Origin of the sequence: Flavobacterium sp. 38-13, assembly GCF_001899155.1 — a bacterium.
GTDB classification, from domain to species: Bacteria; Bacteroidota; Bacteroidia; order Flavobacteriales; family Flavobacteriaceae; genus Flavobacterium; species Flavobacterium lindanitolerans.
Map to the genome: position 1 here is coordinate 116,323 of NZ_MKVG01000023.1, position 22,083 is coordinate 138,405.

General features: G+C 39.1%; 13 protein-coding genes and 1 pseudogene. 12 read left to right on the forward strand and 2 right to left on the reverse strand.

Annotation, left to right across the window (positions count from 1 at the left end):
* Positions 1–99: 99 nt before the first annotated feature.
* Both BGO88_RS17305 and BGO88_RS17310 read right to left on the reverse strand, forming a co-directional pair.
* Positions 100–1,014, reverse strand: coding sequence for a bifunctional metallophosphatase/5'-nucleotidase (locus BGO88_RS17305; RefSeq protein WP_286707723.1), 915 nt, complete (start codon positions 1,012–1,014; stop codon positions 100–102).
* 23 nt (positions 1,015–1,037) lie between these two features.
* Complete coding sequence (locus tag BGO88_RS17310; RefSeq protein ID WP_286707724.1) at positions 1,038–1,817, reverse strand: 5'-nucleotidase C-terminal domain-containing protein; 780 nt, start codon at positions 1,815–1,817, stop codon at positions 1,038–1,040.
* A 49-nt stretch (positions 1,818–1,866) separates the two neighbouring features.
* On the opposite strand from BGO88_RS17310, the gene BGO88_RS17315 reads away from it, so the two are divergent.
* From BGO88_RS17315 to BGO88_RS17370, 12 genes and pseudogenes are all read left to right on the forward strand, one after another.
* Complete coding sequence (locus BGO88_RS17315) at positions 1,867–2,385, forward strand: DUF6913 domain-containing protein (RefSeq protein ID WP_286707725.1); 519 nt, start codon at positions 1,867–1,869, stop codon at positions 2,383–2,385.
* A gap of 2 nt (positions 2,386–2,387) precedes the next feature.
* Positions 2,388–3,269, forward strand: coding sequence for a 4-hydroxy-tetrahydrodipicolinate synthase (gene dapA / locus BGO88_RS17320; RefSeq protein ID WP_101472280.1), 882 nt, complete (start codon positions 2,388–2,390; stop codon positions 3,267–3,269).
* Between the two features lie 21 nt (positions 3,270–3,290).
* Positions 3,291–3,800 (forward strand): ferritin, encoded by a 510-nt coding sequence (locus tag BGO88_RS17325; protein ID WP_056065811.1) that lies wholly within the window; start codon positions 3,291–3,293, stop codon positions 3,798–3,800.
* A gap of 173 nt (positions 3,801–3,973) precedes the next feature.
* Entirely contained in the window at positions 3,974–4,780 is an 807-nt protein-coding gene (locus tag BGO88_RS17330; RefSeq protein ID WP_101472470.1) for an outer membrane protein assembly factor BamD, read from the forward strand.
* 9 nt (positions 4,781–4,789) lie between these two features.
* Positions 4,790–5,107, forward strand: coding sequence for a DNA-directed RNA polymerase subunit omega (locus BGO88_RS17335; protein ID WP_056065814.1), 318 nt, complete (start codon positions 4,790–4,792; stop codon positions 5,105–5,107).
* A gap of 5 nt (positions 5,108–5,112) precedes the next feature.
* Positions 5,113–6,321 carry a bifunctional phosphopantothenoylcysteine decarboxylase/phosphopantothenate--cysteine ligase CoaBC gene (gene coaBC, locus BGO88_RS17340; protein ID WP_277015199.1) on the forward strand — a complete coding sequence of 403 codons (1,209 nt, stop codon included), beginning with the start codon at positions 5,113–5,115 and terminating at the stop codon, positions 6,319–6,321.
* The gene (porD, locus tag BGO88_RS17345) at positions 6,314–7,198 is read left to right on the forward strand and encodes a type IX secretion system protein PorD (RefSeq protein ID WP_101472278.1); all 885 of its coding nucleotides are present in this window, start codon (positions 6,314–6,316) and stop codon (positions 7,196–7,198) included. The genes coaBC and porD overlap by 8 nt, the downstream gene beginning before the upstream one ends.
* 81 nt (positions 7,199–7,279) lie before the next feature.
* The gene (gene recN / locus BGO88_RS17350) at positions 7,280–8,932 is read left to right on the forward strand and encodes a DNA repair protein RecN (protein WP_286707726.1); all 1,653 of its coding nucleotides are present in this window, start codon (positions 7,280–7,282) and stop codon (positions 8,930–8,932) included.
* Between the two features lie 66 nt (positions 8,933–8,998).
* Complete coding sequence (fabV, locus tag BGO88_RS17355) at positions 8,999–10,192, forward strand: enoyl-ACP reductase FabV (protein ID WP_286707727.1); 1,194 nt, start codon at positions 8,999–9,001, stop codon at positions 10,190–10,192.
* Positions 10,193–10,402: 210 nt separating this feature from the next.
* Positions 10,403–14,437: a T9SS type A sorting domain-containing protein gene (locus tag BGO88_RS17360; RefSeq protein WP_286707728.1), complete on the forward strand. Its 4,035-nt coding sequence runs from the start codon at positions 10,403–10,405 to the stop codon at positions 14,435–14,437.
* 226 nt (positions 14,438–14,663) lie between these two features.
* Positions 14,664–18,614, forward strand: coding sequence for a T9SS type A sorting domain-containing protein (locus BGO88_RS17365; RefSeq protein WP_286707729.1), 3,951 nt, complete (start codon positions 14,664–14,666; stop codon positions 18,612–18,614).
* Positions 18,615–19,534: 920 nt separating this feature from the next.
* Positions 19,535–22,083: pseudogene (locus tag BGO88_RS17370) on the forward strand (hypothetical protein); the annotation flags it as partial.

Genomic DNA, 22,083 nt, shown 5'->3' on the forward strand with positions numbered 1-22,083 from the left:
AAAACAAAAAAGCCATTAAAATGAAAATTTTAATGGCTTTTTTAATCCGCGTATATCCGCGAAACCAGCGTATATACGCGTTCAAAATAAAACCAAAGATTAAACTACAATAGTTCTTCCACTATGGATCTTATTTTTATCCGTATCAAAATAAAAATCGATTCTTCCCAAATTAATACCATAGCAACCTACCTGATTCACCAATGTATCAATTCCGTCCAGATTTTTTACAATCGTAGGCTTGTCCAGAAAAGTATGTGTATGTCCGCCAATAATCAGGTCAATATCTCTTGTTGCGGCGGCTAATTTTAAATCTGAAATTTTATCCGGGTCGTTTTTGTAAGCATATCCAATATGCGAAAGGCAAATGATAAGGTCGCATTTCTCCTGTGTTTTCAGGATTCGCGTCATTTCCTGCGATACAGAGACCGGGTCATTATAGACTGTTTCTTTATAATTCTTCTTGTCTACCAATCCGTCTAATTCAACACCCAATCCAAAAACACCAATCTTGATACCGTCCTTGATAAAAATCTTATAAGGCTTCACAATGCCATCCAGAACAGTGTTTTTAAAATCATAATTGGCACTCACGAAATCAAACTTTGCATTGTGTAATTGCGAATAGAAACCGTCAATCCCGTTGTCGAAATCATGATTTCCCATAGTGGCAAGGTCATATTTCATCATGCTCATCAGCTTAAATTCCAATTCGCCGCCATAATAGTTGAAGTAAGGAGTTCCCTGAAATATATCACCGGCATCCAAAAGCAAAACATTTGGATTTTCCCTGCGAATGCTTTCAATCAGGCTGGCCCGTCTGGAAACACCGCCCATATTAGGATTTTTGGCGTCTGTTGGTGGAAACGGGTCGATATGGCTGTGAACATCGTTGGTGTGCAGTATGGTGATATGCTTTTTGTTAAGTGTGTTAAAACTGCTTAATGATAATCCGCCAACAGTCAGTAAAGCCGAACCTGCTACCGTTTTCTGTATAAAATCTCTTCTTTTCATTTTGTGTCTTTTAGGCTTTCTGATTACTCAACAATAATCCTTTTGTTTCGCGGTACTGGAATTGTGTCTGTTTCTTTAAAATAATCAATCCAGACGTTGCGGAGCTTATAATCTAACGAAGTCATGGTTCCTTTTTTGAAGAAATTCATGCTGTCGCCGCCATTATATAAATAATCGTTTGTCGCCACATAATAGGTTTTGTTGATGTCCAGAGGTTTTCCCTGTATCGTAATGCTTTTATAGGAAGAAGCATCTTTGTTTAACACGATTTCCATACCTGCAAGCGGGTGCGGCTTTTTTTCAGAAATCAGATAATTCACCATTTCTACAATCTGTTGGCCTTTTAAGGCAACGACAACCAATTCGTTTTCAAAAGGCATCAGTTCAAAAGCAGTGCGGGTAGTTACATTTCCTTTGGAAATCATGCTTCGGATACCGCCATGATTCAGCAGGCAGATATCCACCGGTTTGTTTTCTCTCTTCAGAAATAATTTGTTAGCGGTTGCAAGCGTTATGTCTGCCTGTAAGCTGCCAATAGTTGTTTGCCATTCACCTTTACTTTTGTCCATTGTTTCCGGGGCATAGGCAAGAATCTGATTCATATCCTTATCAATATTTTCGCGGTAAGGCTTTATAAATTCTTCGATAGCAGGAGTTTGTGGGTTGGTGTTCGTAATGCCAATCTGCTTGCCTTCAATTTTGGAAACATACGGCTTTTGGGTAGCACAGGAAATTGCCAGAAATAATGTTAGAATTGAAACAAATTGTGTCAGAGCAGCGGTATAGTTTTTTTGTTTTAGCATCTGAAATACGGCTTATTTAATTAAATTTGTAATCACAAGTAAAAGTACTATGTTTTTAAATTTTTTCAAGAACTTTTCTGCAAAAAGAACATTAAAAAATAGTTCCCTGCACGTAAAGGGAAACCCGTCTGACGAAACGATAAAAACGGTCGGATTGTTAATTGACAAGACCTATTTTGAAGATAAGGTCAACCTGATTGAAGAGCTTTTGGCAAACGGAATCAAAAGAGAGAATATCCAGATATTGTTATATAAAGACCGGTTTAAGAAAAAAGAAACCGTAAATTATCCAAGCTTTAGCCATAAAGATTTAAGCTGGAAAGGAACGCTGGACAATAAAAATGTAAAAGAGTTTACTGATAAGGAGTTTGATATGCTGATTAGCTATTATGATACAGAAAAAGCGCCTTTGATGATTACCACTTTTAAGTCAAAAGCTAATTTCAAAGTAGGATTTTCAACCATTGATAAGAGGCTAAATCATTTTATGATTACTACCAATGCGGAAAACTACAAAGTTTTTGTTTTCGAACTATTCAAATATTTAAAAATACTAAATAAAATATAATTATGCAGTCACTTATAGGAACAGGCGTAGCGCTTGTGACACCTTTCAAAAAAGATTTTTCTGTTGATGTCGAGGCTCTAAAAAGAATTGTAAACTATCAAATCGATAATGGAATTGATTATATGGTAGTTTTAGGAACAACCGGTGAGCCGGCAACCATGAATAAGGAAGAAAAAGAATTGGTTATTAAAACCGTAAAAGAAACCAATAACGGCAGATTGCCGTTAGTTTTGGGTGTAGGAGGGAATAATACTGCAGAAGTTGTTGAAGAGCTGAAAACCAGAGATTTTACAGGTTTTACAGCTGTGCTTTCGGTTTCGCCATATTATAACAAGCCAACCCAGGAAGGTATCTATCAGCATTTCAAAGCCATTGCAGAAGCTTCACCGCTTCCGGTCATCCTGTATAATGTTCCTGGAAGGACAGGAAGTAATATGCTGCCGTCAACCGTAATACGTTTGGCAAATGATTTTAAAAATGTTGTGGCCATAAAAGAAGCTGCCGGTGATATCGTTCAGGCAATGAAACTGATTCAGGGCAAACCAAAAGATTTTCTGGTAATTTCGGGTGATGATATGGTGACACTTCCAATGGTTTTAGCCGGAGGTGCAGGGGTAATCTCGGTAATTGCTGAAGGATTTCCGAAACAGTTTTCTAAAATGGTGCGTTTAGGATTGGAGCGAAAAGTAGATGAGGCTTACGAACTTCACTACCAGATTGCAGATTCTATCGACATGATTTTCGAGCAGGGAAATCCTGCGGGTGTTAAAGAAATCTTTAAAGTTTTGGGATTGTCAGAAAATACAGTACGTTTGCCATTAGTGAATGTTAACGAAGATTTAGCAGGAAGAATAGAGCAATTTGTTAAGAAAACAGTACTTTAGTTATTTTAAAACCTACAGATTATGTTATCAAAATCAATAGAAGAAGCATTAAACCGTCAGATTAAGGTAGAAGGAGACTCATCACAAGTTTATCTGGCTATGGCATCCTGGGCAGAAGTTCAGGGATTTGAAGGAATATCGACTTTCATGTTTGCACAGTCCGAAGAGGAAAGAATGCACATGCTGAAATTGGTAAAATATATCAACCAAAGAGGTGGACAGGCTAAAATATCTGCCATAGTAGAGCCGGTACTTGATTTGTCAAGCTATAAGGTTCTTTTCAAACAGTTATTGGAACACGAAATCAAAGTTTCTGAAAGTATCAACGACCTTGTAGGCATAGCACTGGATGAAAGAGATTATGCCACCCATAACTTTTTACAATGGTATGTGGCAGAGCAAATTGAAGAAGAAGCAAATGCACGTTACATTTTAGATAAAATCAATCTGATTGGTGATGATAAGGGAGGTCTTTATTTGTTCGACAATGAAATGAAGAACTTCACAAGTCCAATCACAACCGGAAAATAAATACGGAATTTAATCGTTAGAAAGGTGTCATAATTTATTTGGCATCTTTTTTATTTTTAACTCTTTCAAGGGGCTTGAAAAAATGTTTTTTTAATCTATAATTAATAACTAAATTTGCGGTTGATTTTTAAGAAACCTCAAACGGCTTGAAATCAGTAAATACAATCTTGAAAATGAATAGAATATTTTGCTTACTTATAATTGCGGTTGCTTTTGCTTCATGCAGTCCTTACCAAAAAGCTTTGAAATCAGAGGATATCGCTGTAAAATATGACATCGCTTCAAAAATGTATGACGCTGGAAAATATACAAAAGCAATACGCCTTTTTGAGCAGATAGCACCATCATACAGAGGTAAGCCGGCTGCAGAAAAGATGTTCTATATGTTTGGGCAATCGTATTATAAGACAAAACAGCACTATCTTGCAGCCTATCAGTTTGAAAGCTTTACTTCCAGCTATCCAAAGAGTGAAAAAGCAGAAGAAGCGGCCTATTTGAGTGCTGAAAGCTATTCAAGACTGTCACCAAGATATTCATTGGACCAGGGCGATACAGACAAGGCTATTGACAAATTGCAGGCGTTTATTAATAATTATCCAAATTCTGAATACCTGCCAAAAGCAAACGAAATTGTAAAAGCGTTGCGCGAAAAGCTGGAAAAAAAGGCATTTGAAAATGCAAAACAATACCACACGATAGGAGGCTATACAAGAGATTATTCAGCTGCCATAAAAGCTTTGGATAATTTTATTGCTGATTATCCAGGAACGCCATTCAAAGAAGACGCTTTGTACTACAGGTTTGATTCGGCCTATATTTTGGCAATCAATAGTGTAGAAAGCAAAAAGAAAGAAAGATTGAATCTGGCGAAAGCATCCTATGCAATGCTTATGAAATTCAATGCATCAACACAATATAAAAAGGATGCTGATGATAAATTGGCACGAATCGAGAAAGAATTACAACAATTTTCTAATTAAATAAAAGTCATGGATTTAAAAAAGACTAATGCTCCTGTAAACACAGTTACTTACAATAAGACGATGATTGAGGAACCGACAGGTAACGTGTATGAAGCGATTACGATTATGGCTAAAAGAGCAAACCAAATCAACTCTGAAATTAAGAAAGAATTGACAGAAAAATTGGAAGAGTTTGCTACCTATAATGACAGCTTGGAAGAAATTTTTGAAAACAAAGAGCAAATCGAAGTTTCAAAATTCTACGAAAAATTGCCAAAACCGCATGCACTGGCTGTGCAGGAATGGCTTGATGGTAAAATCTATCACAGAGATACTACTAAATAATTACTATGTCTGTTTTAAGTGGTAAAAAAATAGTGCTGGGAGTTTCCGGTGGAATTGCCGCATATAAAACAGCCTCACTAGTAAGATTATTCATAAAAGCAGGTGCCGATGTCCAGGTGGTCATGACACCTGCTTCTAAGGATTTTGTGACACCGCTCACACTTTCCACGCTTTCAAAAAATCCGGTACATTCCACTTTTTATAATGATGACGAAGATGCGGTTTGGAACAACCATGTCGAATTAGGTCTTTGGGCTGATTTGATGTTGGTGGCTCCCGCTACAGCAAACACATTGTCTAAAATGGCAAATGGCTCCTGTGACAATCTTTTGATAGCAACCTACCTTTCTGCCAAATGTCCGGTTTATTTTGCTCCTGCAATGGATTTGGACATGTATAAACACCCTTCAACCTTAGCCAGTTTTAAATTACTCAGGCAATTTGGCAATATCATGATTCCGGCCGAATCGGGAGAATTGGCAAGCGGACTTTCAGGAGAAGGAAGAATGGCTGAGCCTGAAAACATTATAGCCTTTCTTGAGGCCGATTTAGAAAGCAAATTGCCGCTAAAAGGAAAAAAAATACTGGTTACAGCCGGACCCACATACGAAGCGATAGACCCTGTGCGTTTTATAGGAAATCATTCCTCAGGCAAAATGGGGTTTGACATTGCTGAGCATGCTGCCGGATTAGGAGCCGAAGTGATTCTGATTTCCGGACCAACGCATTTAAAGCCTAAAAGTTCAGGGATTACTCTGGTGAATGTAACCTCTGCACAGGAAATGTATGAGGCAGCCCACCGTTATTTTGGCGATGTTGATGTGGCAATTTCTGCTGCAGCTGTGGCAGATTACAGGCCAAAGTTTCCGGCCACACAAAAAATAAAGAAAACGGAAGATGCCTTTACCATCGAATTGGAAAAAACGCAGGATATTCTGGCTTCTTTAGGAAAAGTGAAACAAAAACAATTTCTGATAGGATTTGCATTAGAGACAGAAAATGAAATTGAAAACGCAAAATTGAAAATCCAGAAAAAAAACCTAGATTTGATAGTTCTCAATTCATTGCAGGATGAAGGTGCCGGTTTTGGAAAACCGACAAATAAAATTACCTTTATCGACAGGAATTTTGAAATTGAGCCCATGCCTTTAAAAACAAAAGAAGCCGTGGCCGAAGATATTTTAAATAAAGTAATACAACATTTTTATGCGTAAGATATTATTGTTTTTGTTGTTCGTTGCAGGTTCTGTTCAGGCTCAGGAATTGAGATGTACCGTAAAAATAAACTATGACCGAATCACGAATGCTAATACGCAGATTTTTAAGACGCTGGAACGTTCACTAAATGAATTTGTGAATAAGACCCGTTGGACCAATCAGACGTTTGCAGAGAATGAAAGAATTGAATCGTCAATGTTTATCAATGTTTCAGGATACAATTCTGACCAGTTTTCGGCTTCCATTCAGGTACAGTCTTCGCGTCCGGGGTATAACTCAATGTATGCCTCGCCGGTTTTTAATTTTAACGATAAAGACTTTAATTTCAGGTATGTTGAATTTGAAAACCTGATTTTCAACCCAAATAGTTATGATTCAAACCTGGTATCTGTTATGGCGTTCTACAGCTATATCATTATGGGATTAGATGCCGATACCTTTTCGCCAAAAGGAGGAACCCAATACTATGAATTGGCTCAAAACGTGGCAATCCTGGCACAGCAAGGAGGCTCAAAAGGATGGAATCAGGCAGATGGAAACGTTTCGAGATATTTCCTGATTACAGACCTGATGTCAAATACTTTTGCTCCTTTCAGAGAAGCCCTTTACCAATACCATTCAACAGGGATTGATTTGATGAGCGAAGATTTGAAAAGAGGAAAAGAAAACATCAAAAACTCGGTCAAGACTTTGGCTCAGATATATGATATTCGCCCAAACGCATTGCTAACACGTGTCTTTTTTGATGCCAAATCAGATGAAATCGTTTCGATTTACACAGGAGGACCTTCTATTGCGATTGCGGATTTGGTAGAAAATCTAAACAGGATTTCTCCATTGAATTCCAGTAAATGGGGTAAAATCAGATTTTAATCATAAGAATCCATTTGTTTTATACGAAGCGCTTGCCTCAAAGCAGCTCGTAAATAATCACTATCTTTAAACGTAAAGGCTTTGCTGACGTCATTATCCATAAAGAATTTCGCACTGATTGAAAAACTCGATATTGATTTTTCAGAGAATTTTTCAATAATAACAGGAGAAACCGGAGCGGGAAAATCGATTCTCCTTGGAGCTTTAGGGTTGGTTTTGGGCAAAAGAGCAGACTTAAGTTCGCTAAAAAACAAAGAAGAAAAATGTGTTATTGAAGCACAATTTGATATAGCGCGCTACAATCTGGAGTCCTTCTTTGAAGCCAATGATTTAGATTTTGAAAAAGAGACCATCATCAGAAGAGAAATCCTTTCTTCAGGAAAATCAAGGGCTTTTGTCAATGACAGTCCCGTTAATCTACAGGAACTTCAGGAACTGGGTGAGTATTTGATAGACATCCATTCGCAACACCAGACTCAGGAGCTTTCTGAAGAAAATTTCCAGTTTGATATTATTGATTCGATGGCGGGAAACACTTCCGAAATTGCAGCATATAAATCCCTCTTAAAAAAATACCGTAGCCTGAAGACCAATCTCACGGCATTGCAATCCAGGCTTCAGGAAGCTTCAAAAGAACAGGATTATAACTCGTTCCTTTTAGAAGAATTGCTTGCGGCTAAACTGAAATCAGGCGAACAGGAAGAATTGGAAAGTGTTTTTGAACAATTGAACAACGTTGAGTTGATTAAAGAGAATTTAGAACGTGCCGTTTCAATTGCCGAAGAAGAACAATTTGGCGTACTTCACAATCTTAAAGAAATTAAGGCGTCGCTTCAAAAAATAGCTTCTTTTTCCGCAGATTACAATTCGTTGTTTGAAAGAATAACAAGCGCATCAATTGAACTTGATGATATTATTTCTGAACTGAGTCAGAAAGCAGAATCTTTGATGAGCGACCCGGAACAGCTGGATTTGGTTAATCAAAAATTACAGACCATCTATAATTTACAGCAAAAACACCAGGTCAAAACCGTTGACGAACTGTTACTGATACAGGAAGACTTGGATAAAAAGGTAATTTCGGTTGACAGCCTGCAACAGGAAATCGAGCAGGCCGAAAAAGAAATAGCAGAAAGCGAATCTGGTTTGGATACTATAGCTGCTACAATCAGTGAGAAAAGACAGAATGCAATTCCGGTTCTGACAGAAAAGCTGGTTGCGATTTTGGAATTGCTTGGAATGCCAAACGTCCGGTTCAAAATAGAGGTAACGCTGTCAGATAGCTATCATGCTAACGGAAAAGACGATTTACAATTTTTATTTGCCGCCAATAAAGGCTCGGATTTCGGACTGCTAAAAAAAACAGCATCAGGAGGAGAGATGTCAAGAATTATGCTTGCCGTAAAATCAATACTGGCACAATATCAAAAACTCCCAACTATTATTTTTGATGAAATTGATACCGGGGTTTCAGGAGAAATTGCCCATAAGATGGGTGAAATTATGAAAGAAATGAGCAAAACAATGCAGGTATTTGCCATCACACATTTGCCCCAAATTGCTGCTAAAGGAAATACCCATTTTAAAGTATTCAAATCGGTAGTGGGCGACCAGACACAATCCGAACTTAAATTGCTTTCAGCCGACGAAAGAGTCATTGAAATTGCGCAGATGCTGTCAGGAAAAGACATATCCGATTCGGCTATAAATCACGCCAAGGCCTTGCTGAACTAAAAAAACGAGGTATATTTGCTTAGGAACACTAACATTATAATTTATTGACTATATAAATACTGTTTTATGATTATAGAACCAAGAATGCGAGGATTTATTTGCTTAACAGCTCATCCAAAAGGGGCGGAGCAAAGCGTTAAAAATCAAATTGAATACGTAAAATCAAAAGGAAAAATCGATGGAGCCAAAAAAGTTTTGGTAATCGGTGCTTCTACAGGATTCGGTCTGGCTTCCAGAATTACGAGTGCTTTTGGTTCTGATGCCGCTACTATTGGAGTATTTTTTGAAAAGCCGCCAATGGAAGGAAAAACGGCTTCACCAGGCTGGTACAATTCGGCAGCTTTTGAAGCTGAGGCACACAAAGCAGGTCTGTATGCTAAAAGTATCAATGGGGATGCTTTCTCTAACGAAGTTAAAGACCAGACAATAGAACTTATTAAAAAAGATTTGGGACAGGTAGATTTGGTAATCTACAGTCTGGCTTCTCCGGTAAGAACTAATCCGGTTACAGGAGTTACACACCGTTCTGTTTTAAAACCTATAGGAGATACTTTTTCCAATAAAACGGTAGATTTCCACACAGGAAAAGTTTCAGAAATTTCAATCGAACCAAGTAAGGAAGATGATATAGAAAATACAGTTGCCGTAATGGGAGGTGAAGATTGGGCAATGTGGATGGAAGCGATGAAAAAAGCCGGTGTTTTGGCTCCGGGAGCAATGACAATAGCTTATTCTTATATAGGGCCGTCATTAACAGAACCGGTATACCGTAAAGGAACTATTGGTCGTGCAAAAGACCATTTGGAAGCTACTGCATTTTCAATTACAGATAGTCTGAAAGATATTGGAGGAAAAGCCTATGTTTCTGTGAATAAAGCCTTGGTAACCCAGGCAAGTTCTGCAATTCCTGTTATTCCTTTATACATTTCCCTGCTTTATAAAGTAATGAAAGAAGAGGGTATTCACGAAGGAACTATTGAGCAGATTCAAAGGTTATACCAACAGCGCTTGTATACAGGAGGTGAAGTCCCAACCGATGAGAAAGGAAGAATCAGAATTGATGATTGGGAAATGCGTGATGATGTTCAGGGAAAAGTAGCAGCGTTATGGGAAAAAGCCACTACAGAAAATCTTTCAGAAATTGGAGATTTGGAAGGTTACAGAAAAGACTTTTATAATCTGTTCGGATTTGATATTGAAGGAGTGGATTATAAGGCTGATACTAATGAAATGGTAGCCGTTGAGAGCATAAAAGAATAGTTTGTATTGAATATTTTAACTATAATATAAAAAAAGTATAGTTATCACATAAAAATTCTAAAGCCTGCATTAATGCAGGCTTTTTTGCATAATATAAGTTTAATCTTATTGTTTATAATGGTTATTTTTTTTGTTCACTCCTTCAATTTTAACTTTTTAATCTTTTAAAATTGTTATTTTAGCAGTCTGTTAATCAATTTATACTTTTTTATGAAAAAAATTACGTTATTGCTGATGTTGTTTGTCAGTTATTTGTCCTATGGGCAATTATGGACAGTAGCATCATGTTCTGATCTTGGGTCCAGTACATACGGGCCCATGTACAGCGTGGCTGGGGCGAATGCCACGAACCGTACTGCGGTGATCTATCCTTCTTCTCAATTAACGGGAATGGCAGGTCAGGTTCTAAATGCTGTCTATTTCAAAAGGGCAACTACTACTGGAACAATGGCCGGAACTCCAAATTTTAGGATTTATTTGAAAGAAACTACAAGTACGACCTGGGGTACTGGAGGTTTGGATTGGGCAACGGCTACAACCGGAGCGACATTGGTTTATGATTCTAACCCGGCAACTGTGGTTGGGTCATCAGCAGGATGGAAAAGTTTTCCTTTTTCAAACACTTTTACCTACTCCGGAACGCAAAATTTAGCTGTTTTCTTTGAATACACTAATACTACTGCGAGTACGGCACTTACATGGAATTACGAATATACTAGTCCATGTGTCAATACAGGCGATTCTAATACTACGAAGTATTCAAATAATACTACGGGTACGATGCCAACGACTTTAGGCTCTTCAGACTTTAGAAGGCCTTTAATTGCTTTCGATTTTAATGTGTCATGTAATGCTCCAACAGGATTAGCTTCGGCAAATGTTACATCAACAGGTGCAACAATTAACTGGACAGCTCCTGCGGTTGTACCTTCAGAAGGTTATGAATACTATTTAAGTACTTCTGCTACAGCACCACTTCCATCTGCAACTCCAACAGGTTCTGTTGGTGCAGGTGTTACAACAAAAACTTTTTCAGGATTACCTTCAGCAACACAACAGTATGTTTGGGTAAGATCAAATTGTGGGCCTGGTGATAAGAGTGTCTGGGTTCAGACTACTTTTACAACGGCTTGTGCGACGTACATTCCTAGCTTCCTTCAGGATTTTAATGGCGCGCTTTTCCCACCGGCATGTTGGTCAACAGCTGGCGCAGGAGATGAAACTACCGGACCGTCTGGTACAGGTGCCGGTATCTGGGTAGCAGATGGATTCCTGAATGATGGAACTGTAGGTGCCGCTCGAGTTAACTTATACAGCCTTAATAGAAAAGGATGGTTAATTTCACCTACTATTGATATGAGTGCGGGGAATTACAGAGTTAGATTTGATGTTGGAGTAACAGCTTTTACGGGTTCAGGTCCGGCTCAGATTGTGAATGATGACAAGGTTGTTTTCTTGGCATCACAGGATAATGGTGTTACATGGACGATAATACATACATGGGATTCTACAAATTCTCCAACCAATGAAAGAACTTTATACTCTGTAAACCTTCCAGCTTACGTAAGTGCAAATACTAAATTTGCATTCTACGCGACTGATGGACCTGTTGACGATACCCCAGATTATAACTTTTATGTTGACAATTTCTTAGTTGAGGCTATTCCTACTTGTGAAGCACCTACAACTGTATCCTTTGCAGGAATAACAAACGCTGGCGCAACTATCTCATGGGATGCTGTTGCCGGTTCTGCAGGATATGAATATGTTCTTGATGAAGTAGCTACAAACCCTACAGGTGCAGGAACTCAGATTGCTGCTGCGCCTTATACTGCTTCTTCTTTAGCTGGAAACACAACGTATTATTTCCATGTTAGAAATAATTGCGGTTCAGAATTTAGTACATGGACTACAAGAAGCTTCAAGACGCTTCCTAATCCACCTGCAAATGACGACTGTATTAATGCGATTACTTTAACAGTAAATCCAAATTTCTTATGTGCAGTGAAAACAACGGGAACATTATTGGGTGCTACAGACTCCGGTGAGCCGGATAATGGAGCAGGAACTCCAAATGATGATGTTTGGTATAAATTTGTAGCAACAGCTACTTCTCATAGAATTACGCTTACTGGTGTTACCGGAACTCCTACAGATTTAGTACATGAAGTATTGGAAGGAAATTGTGGCGGAGGTCTGATCAGCTTAAATATTAGTGATCCGGATACAAGTAATTTGACTAACCTGATACCAGGAAATACATACTATGTAAGAATTTTTAGTTATGGAACAGCAACTGGAGCTACAACATCATTTGATGTTTGTGTAGGTACATTCCCTCCACCTCCTGCGAATGACGATTGCCCTAATGCTATAGCTTTAACAGTAAACCCTAATTTGAATTGTGCAGTAAAAACTTCCGGTACTTTACAATCAGCTACAAATTCTGGTGAAGGCGATAACGGAGCTGGTATTCCGGATGACGATGTTTGGTATACATTCGTAGCAACGGCTACTTCACATAGAATTACTATTTCTAATGTTGCAGGAACTCCAACAGATTTAGTACATGAAGTATTAGATGGAACTTGCGGTGGAGGTTTGATTTCTTTAATCGTTAGTGATCCTAATACAAGTACTGTAACAGGTTTGGTTCCTGGAAATACTTATTATGTTAGAGTATTCAGTGTTGCTGCTGCTGCAATTACAAATAATACGACATTTGATATTTGTGTAGGAACATTGCCTGGCCCGCCGGCAAACGATAACTGTAGCGGTGCTATTGCTTTGACTGTAAATGCTGATTTGGCTTGTGGAGTGAAAACTTCTGGAACTTTACAGTCTGCTACAGATTCTGGTGTGCCTGATAACGGAGCTGGTACTCCAAACGATGACGTGTGGTATTCTTTCGTAGCTACTACAGGTTCTCATACAATTGCGCTTTCCAATGTTGCGGGAACTCCAACAGATATGGTACATGAACTTATGACTGGAACTTGTAACGGTTTAGTGAGTTTGAATGTTAGCGACCCTAATACTTCTACCTATACAGGTTTGACACCGGGAGCAACTTATTATGTTAGAATTTTCAGCTACGGAACGGCAACTGACGCTTCTACTACTTTTGATGTTTGTATTGGTAGTTCTGCAGCGCCTGCTGTACCGGCTAATAATGAGGCTAGTGGTGCTGTTAACTTAACAGTTAATCCGGCTTTAACCTGTACAGCTACAACTACAGGAACAACTATTGGTGCAACCCAATCTGCAGAGCCTGCACCAGCTTGTAGTGCTGCTGGATTTAATGATGACGTATGGTATACATTTACACCAACAGTTGACCGCGCTAGATTTACATTTACTGGGACGGCAACAGGTGTTACAATGGTTGGAGTATTATATACAGGTACTCCGGGATCTCTTGTAGAAGTAGCTGGAAGTTGTGCTGAAGGAAACACATTGAATTTTGCAAACTTGACACCTGGAACAGTATATTATGCAAGAGTTTTTACAAATTCTGCTCTTCCTACTGTGTCAACAGCATTTACTTTGTGTGTTTCAACACCACCGGTAGCGCCTGTTAACGATAATTGTTCTGGTGCTATTGCATTGACTGCTTCGGGTGATTTTACTACCGGAGCTATTGTTGGAACTGTATCTGGTGCAACAACAGTAACCGGGCTAACATATGCCTGTCAGACAAACCGTGCTGAAGATGTATGGTATTCTGTAGTTGTTCCGGCTTCTGGTCGTTTGACTATAGAAACAAAAGCTCAAACCGGATCTACGATGACTGATAGCGTTTTGAGTGTGTTTTCTGGAACTTGTTCTTCATTAACAGAAATTGCTTGTGATGATGATACGGGAGATGGTAACTTCTCTATGTTGACTGTAACAAACCAAACTCCTGGTGCAACATTATATATCGGAGTTTGGAGATATGGAACTGCTGCTGCAAATACAGGTGAATTTAGAATTGCTGCTTATGATGCGTCATTAAGTACTCCTACATTCGGTGATGCTAATTTCAGAGCTTATCCAAACCCTGTTGTAGACGTATTGAACTTGTCATACACACAAGAAATTTCTAATGTGTCTGTCTTCAATTTACTGGGGCAGCAAGTACTTACAAAAACAATTGGAGCTACAGACGCTTCTGTTGATATGTCAAGCCTGGCTGGAGGAACTTACTTAGTAAAAGTTGCTGTAGACAATCAGGTTAAGACAATTAAAGTAATCAAACAATAAATTGAGATAACTTTTAAACAAGAATCCCGGCTGCATTTGTAGCCGGGATTTTTTGTTTATAAATATTTATGAAGCAGTTCTTATGGATCGTTTTTTTTAATTATTAGAGAATACATTTATTTAAAATAATTTAAATTGATGTAAATTTTACAAATTTTAGCAGTTATTTTTTAAACACTTCGTTAAATGCAATTTTTAAAATTGCTGTTTAACTAAAAAAAATAATATGAATAAAATTTACGCATTGCTTGTCCTGTTTAGCTGGCAAGTCAATTCCCAGACGCTGAACCAATCAGCGAACTGGCCAAACCCGGCCTGGACAATAACGGGCACCTACAATTCGAGTGCAGTTGCTTTCGAATCTGATCCAAGGACAACCGCAAATTTTGCATTTGATGATAACGATTCAGGTGGTGGCAATGATGATAGTATTGCTGCAGAGTCACCCGTTATTGATTTGACCCCTGCTTTCACAGCTGGTGAGAAAGCCATTGAAATTACAGTTCAATATGGTTACCATTATGCAGCTGACGATGTTTTGAGATTTGAATACTGGAATGCAGACACTTCAGCATGGGTGCCATGGGGTGCAAATATTACTAGGAATTATACAGGTACGGTTATTGTCGAAAATTTTTGTACTATTCCTAAAACAAACCTCACTTCTGAAACATTAAGCATTGCGGCATTTACTCCAACCCAATTGGCCGGATTCAAATACCGGATCTATTATAACGATAACTTAGCGGGTCCCGATTGGAATTTTGGCTTCTGTTTCAGCTCACCTACAATTAAATCAATTGCCTGTTCGGCTCCTATTGCCCTTACAGTATCATCCTATTCTTCAACAGGTGCCAACATTACCTGGGCGGCTGATACTTCATTTGAGTATGTTCTGGATAACGTAAGCACAGATCCAACAGTTGCGGGAACTCTTACAACAGCAACTTCATTTTCCCCATTTGACTTAAATCCGCTAACTGTATATTATTTCCATATAAGGACAATGTGCTCAGATGGGCCAAGTCCATGGAGGACGGTTTCATTTACGACCCGGGCTACTCCGCCGGCAAATGACAATTGTGCTAATGCCGTTGCCTTAGCAATAAATGAAGATTTGGCATGTACGGTTAAAACTTCCGGCACATTGATTGGGGCAACTGATTCAGGAGTTGCTGACACCGGTACAGGTGTTCCTGACGATGATGTCTGGTACTCCTTTGTGGCTACTTCTACTTCTCACAGAATTGTGATTTCAGGTGTGGCAGGTTCTCCAAACGATGTGGTTCATGAGGTAATGAGTGGAGCTTGCGGAACATTGACAAGTATGTTTATTAGTGATTCAAACACAAGTACGGCAACTGGTCTGACAATTGGGAACACTTACTATATCAGGGTTTTCAGTTTTGCAGTTGCTGCTCTGACAAATACTACAACTTTTGATATTTGTATTGGGACTCTTCCTCCTTCACCGGCAAATGATAATTGTTCAGGAGCCATTGCTCTTACAGTAAACTCAGATTACGCTTGTGGGGTTAAAACTACAGGAACATTGCTGGCTGCAACGGCTTCACCGGTACTAGACAATGGAACCGGAACTCCGGACGACGATGTTTGGTATTCTTTTGTGGCTACGGCAACAACGCACAAAGTCGTAATATCAAACGTGCTTGGTACACCAATAAATTTAGTACATGAGATAATGAGCGGAACCTGCGATGGTTTGACCAGCGTATTAGTTAGTGATCCTAATACAAGTAACCCGACAGGATTAGTGATAGGTAATACCTATTATGTAAGGGTATTCAGTTATGGAGCCAACACTAGTGCGGATACTACTTTTGATGTGTGTGTTGGAACCCTCCCGGATCCGCCGGCAAACGATGAATGTGTTGGGGCTATAACGTTAACTGTAAATCCTGATATGGCATGCGCTGTTAAAACCTCAGGAACATTACAGTCTTCTACAGCGTCTCCTGTACCTGTCAATGGAGTGGGAACTCCGGATGATGACGTTTGGTTCAAATTTGTTGCCACATCAACTAAACATTCATTTACACTTTCTAACATAGCAGGCTCTCCTGTAGATTTAGTACACGAGCTACTTAGCGGAACTTGCGGAGAAGCGTTGACAAGCCTAAACGTTAGTGATCCTAATATGAGCGTGGTGGCTGGTTTGGTTGTTGGACAGACCTATTATTTAAGGATTTTTGGTTATGGAGTGTCAACAACATCCTCAACAACATTTGATGTTTGCGTTGGCATACCTCCCGGACCACCGGCAAATGATGATTGTCCTGACGCGGTTACTTTAACTGTAAATGCGGACTTGGCTTGTGGTGTAAAAACTTCAGGTACTATACAATCAGCTACAAATTCCAATGAAGGTGATAATGGGGCAGGTGTTCCGGATGATGATGTTTGGTATAAATTTGTGGCAACGGCTACATCTCATAGAATCGCTATTTCTAATGTTGCCGGAGTTCCAGCGTACCTTGTGCATGAAGTGTTGGAAGGAACCTGTGGAGGAGGTTTGATTAGTAGACATGTAAGCGATATTTATACGAGTACTGCAACAGGTTTGGTTCCAGGAACTACTTATTATGTTAGAGTATTCAGCTTTGTCGCTGCATCGCTGTCAAATACCGCAACATTTGATATTTGTATAGGAACATTGCCTGACCCGCCGGCAAACGATAACTGTAGTGACGCTATTGCCTTGACCGTAAATGCAGATTTGGCTTGTGGGGTGAAAACTTCGGGAACTTTACAGTCTGCTACAGATTCTGGTGTGCCGGATAATGGGACAGGAACACCAAACGATGACGTATGGTATTCTTTCGTGGCTACTACAGGCTCGCATACAATTGCTCTTTCAAATGTTGCAGGAAATCAGACCGATATAGTACATGAACTTATGTCTGGAACCTGTGACGGTTTGATAAGTTTGAATGTTAGTGATCCTAATACTTCTACCTATACAGGTTTGACTCCTGGTGCAATTTATTATGTTAGAATTTTCAGCAATGGAACAGCAACTGATGCTTCAACAACTTTTGATGTTTGCATTGGCAGTTCTGTTGCATCTCCAATACCTTCCAATGATGAGCCTGATGGTGCTGTTAACCTGACAGTTAATCCGGCATTAGCCTGTATAGCTACAACTCCGGGTACAACTATCGGAGCCACTTTATCAGTAACAACGGCACCAACTTGTAGTGCTGCAGGATTTAATGATGATGTTTGGTATACATTTACAGCAACAGATGTTCGTGCCAGATTTACATTTACCGGAACAGCATCAGGTGTTGCAATGGCAGGAGTATTGTATACGGGTACTCCGGGATCTCTTGTAGAAGTAACAGACTCTTGCGCTGAAGGAAATATATTGAATTTTGCAAACTTAACGGTTGGGACGGTTTATTATGCAAGAGTTTTCACAAGTTCGGCTCTTCCAATAGGATCATCTGCATTTACATTATGCGTTTTGACACCTTCGGCGCCGCCTATTAATGATAATTGTGTAAATGCTACCGTATTGACACCTTCAGGTGATTTTAATACCGGATCGATAGTAGGAACCCTGACAGGGGCAATAACTGTAACAGGTTTATCATATGCGTGTCAGCCAAACCGTACTGAAGATGCGTGGTATTCTGTAGTCGTTCCTGCTTCCGGACGTTTGACTATTGAAACAAAATCTAAAGTGGGATCTACATTGGCGGATAGCATTTTAAGTGTATTTTCAGGAACTTGTGCTTCATTAACTGAAATCGCTTGTGATGATGATTCAGGAGATGATAACTTCTCAATACTAACCTTGACAAACCAAACACCGGGAGCAACATTGTATGTAGGAGTTTGGAGATATGGTACAGCTTTATCGAATACAGGTGAATTTAGAATTGCTGCTTATGATGCGTCATTAAGTACTCCTACATTCGGTGATGCTAATTTCAGAGCTTATCCAAACCCTGTTGTAGACGTATTGAACTTGTCATACACACAAGAAATTTCTAATGCGTCTGTCTTCAATTTACTGGGGCAGCAAGTACTTACAAAAACAATTGGAGCTACAGACGCTTCTGTTGATATGTCAAGCCTGGCTGGAGGGACTTACTTAGTGAAAGTTGCTGTAGACAATCAGGTTAAGACAATTAAAGTAATCAAACAATAATTTGATATAACTTTTAAAAAGAATCCCGGCTGCATTTGTAGCCGGGATTTTTTGTTTATAAACAGAAATTACCTAACTTTTAATAGCACAAATAATGTCAATTTTGGCATCAAATATCCAATATGTCAAATCACATTAATAGTATTCTAAAACCGTCTATCAGACAAAAGTCCCTTCATTTATAAGTTATTTGACAAAACAAATTTTACTGCCTCGCTTTTTAGTTTTGCGTTTTCTGATATTTTTCTTGACATCAGGTGTTCTTTTTCTGCTCATTATCAGTACGCATAAGTCCCCCGCTTACTTGCTATGAAATTCTCTATCCACATTTGAATTTAATCCGATTCATCAACAAATAGACCAATTAATGATATCAAAACAAATCATTTAATTACACATAAACGGATGATAAATTATAAATTCAAATACTACACAAAAGGGTAGAATTTAATTCTTGACTAAAAATCTACACTTTAGTGTAGCGGCTCTTGTGTTTTTTAGTGCTAGTTTTATCTTAATCAAAATGGCAAAATCCAAAATTCTTTTGGTCATTCTTTTATGATTTTTATCAGTATCAGTAATAACAAGGAAAGAAATAAAGCTTCCAAAAATATACACGCGTGTTAGGAGTAACTCGAAAATCCTTATAAGAGTAGAGGTTCAATTTTCAAAATTTGATATCGTGAAACAAGGTTGTTTTTAGCTATTGCAGTGATAGTTTTTATCATCTTAGAGTTATAATCTACAAAGACAAAATGTGAAACGTCACCTTCAAAGGTTTTTTTCGCGGCCTTAACTTTGGCCCAATTTACCAATAAATTTAGCTTTAACGGTCAGGTTGAAGGTATCAAATCAATCATTTAATTGCACTCAACGAGTTTTATCAGGTAGTGTTTTATTAATCAATTTATACTTTATTTATGAGAAAAATTACATTATTGCTGATGCTGTTTGTCAGTTGTTTGTCCTATGGACAAACATGGGAAATAACATCGTGTTATAGTTCCAATTTCGGATCTAACATGTATGGTCCCATGTACAGTGTGGCTGGCGCGAATTCCGCGAATCGTATTGCGGTAATCTATCCTCGTTCTCAATTAACGGGAATTGCAGGTCAGGTTCTGGATACTGTCTATTTTAAAAGGATGACTGCTACAGGAACAATGGCCGGAACTCCAAATTTTAAGATTTATTTGAAAGAAACCACAAACACGACCTGGGGTAGTGGAAATTTGGATTGGGCTACGGCTATAACCGGAGCTACATCGGTTTATGATTCTAACCCCGCAACTGCGATTGGGTCATCAGAAGGATGGAAAAAATTTGTTTTGTCAACTCCTTTTACCTATTCCGGAGAGCAAAATTTAGCCGTTTTCTTTGAATATACTAATACAACTGCAAGTACCGAAATCACATGGAATTATGAATATACTGCTCCATGTATCAATACCAATGATTCTAATACCACAAAGTATTCGAATAATAATTCAGGCACGCTTCCGGCGTCTTTAGGCTCTTCAGACTTTAGAAGGCCTTTAATAGCTTTCGGTTTTAATGTGTCATGTAATTTTCCGGCAGGAGTAGCTTCGGCAAACGTTGCATCAAACAGTGCAACAATCAACTGGACAGCTCCTGCGGTTGCACCTTCAGAAGGTTATGAATACTATTTGAGTACTTCTGCAACGACACCACTTCCTTCAGCAACTCCAACAGGTTCTGTAGGCGCAGGGATAACCACAAAAAATCTTGAAGGATTGCCTTCTGCAACGCAGCACTATGTTTGGGTAAGATCAAATTGTGGTCCTGGCGATAAGAGTGTTTGGGTTGGGACTAGCTTCACAACGCTTTGTGCAGCATATACACCTACTTACCTTCAAGATTTTAATGGCACGGCTTTCCCTCCAATATGTTGGTCAAAAGGTACTGGTGGGGATGAAGTATCAGGACCAACAAGTATAGGAACGGGAATTTGGGTGGCAGATGGATTTTTAAATAATGGATCTATAGGTTCTGCAAGAGTTAACCTATATAGCTCTAATAGAAAAGGATGGTTAATATCACCGGCAATCAATATGAGTGCCGGAAGCTACAGGGTTAGATTTGAATATGCAGCAAAGGATTATTATGCAGCAAATTTTTCCGGGATGGGGTCTGATGACAAAGTTGTTTTCCTGGCATCACAAGATAATGGTGCTACCTGGACAGTTTTGCATACATGGGATTCCACAAACTCTCCAACTAATGCAAGAGCTTTATATTCTGTAAACCTTCCTGCTTATACTGGAGCAAACACTAAGTTCGCATTCTATGCGACAGACGGACCTGTTGACGATACTCCAGATTACAATTTTTATGTTGACAATTTCTTGGTTGAAGCTATTCCAAGTTGTGAATCGCCTGTAAATGTATCTTTTTCAGGAATAACAAATGCTGGTGCAACTATCTCCTGGGATGCTGTTGCAGGTTCTACGGGATATGAATATGTGTTTGATCAGGTAGCCACAAGTCCTACAGGTGCAGGAACTCAGATTGCTGCGACTCCATATACTGCTTCTTCTTTAGCAGGAAACACAACATATTATTTCCATGTTAGGAATAATTGCGGTTCGGAATTTAGTACCTGGACTACGGGAAGCTTCAAGACGCTTCCGGATCCTCCGGTAAATGACGACTGTATTGATGCGGTTGCCTTAACAGTAAATGCAGACTTATTATGTTCAGTCAAAACAGCTGGTACATTATTGGGTGCTACAGATTCCGGTGAGCCGGATAATGGAGCCGGAACTCCTGATGATGATGTATGGTATTCATTTACAGCCACAGCAGAAACACATCGTGTCCGGCTTTTGAATGTAACCGGAACTCCAACAGATTTAGTGCATGAGATACTGGAAGGAAATTGTGGAGGAGGTCTTGTCAGCTTGAATATAAGCGACCCCGACACAAGTACTGTAAATGGTCTTATTCCAGGAACCACATACTATATAAGGGTATTCAGCTATGGGGCTAATACTAATGCGACTACAACTTTTGATATTTGTGTGGGAACTTTTCCACCACCACCAGCAAATGACAACTGTGCCGATGCCGTAATGCTTACAGTAAACCCGGATGCAAGCTGTGCTGCGGTTTCGCCTGGAGACCTGACTTCGGCAACAGATTCCGGAGAAGGAGATAATGGTGTAGGCACTCCAAATGATGATGTTTGGTATAAATTTGTAGCTACACAAGTGGTACATAAAATTTCACTTTTAAACGTGGCAGGCTCTCCAACAGATCTGGTGCATGAAGTATTGGAGGGAATCTGTGGAGGAGGTTTAATCAGCAGATATGTAAGTGATGCTGATGTTAGTACTGCCTCGGGATTAACGGTAGGCACTACTTATTATGTAAGGGTATTTAGTAATTCATCAAATCCGGGGGCTACTTCAACTTTTAATGTTTGTGTAGGGGTGCCGCCCGTAGGTTC